Here is a 335-nt window from a genome sequence, read left to right as displayed (position 1 = left end):
TATTTTCGGGGGTTATGAACACGACCGCGGCGGCGACGAGCACGTCAGCCGCGCCGGCCCCCAGCGGCCGCACATGCCGGGTCTGCACCCCGTCGACGGCGCGGTCGTGAGCGCCGGCGCCAACCCCGGGGGTCGGCCGGCGGCGATTGGGGGCAGGATCATGCCCCCTGACGACCCCGCGCGTCACCGCAGGGGGCCGCCGCGGCCGGGGGCGCCCACGTGGGTGGACGCGCGGGGTCGCCTGGGGCCTTGAGCCGCCCCCCAAGACCCGCCGGCGCCCCCAGGGGGTTGACGCGGCCGATCACCCCCGCCCCGTCGACGGGGTGCAGACCCGG

1 protein-coding gene is annotated in these 335 nt (G+C 78.5%); it reads left to right on the top strand.

Going from position 1 to position 335, the window contains the following annotated elements; genetic code table 11:
• Positions 1 to 253 (top strand): hypothetical protein (locus ACEWQ0_RS00185; RefSeq protein WP_476484133.1); only part of this gene is annotated, 253 nt, incomplete at its 5' end.
• Positions 254 to 335 lie beyond the last annotated feature (82 nt).

The organism is Wenzhouxiangella sp. YN9 (assembly GCF_056324165.1).
This window is presented reverse-complemented; position numbering and strand designations above follow the sequence as displayed.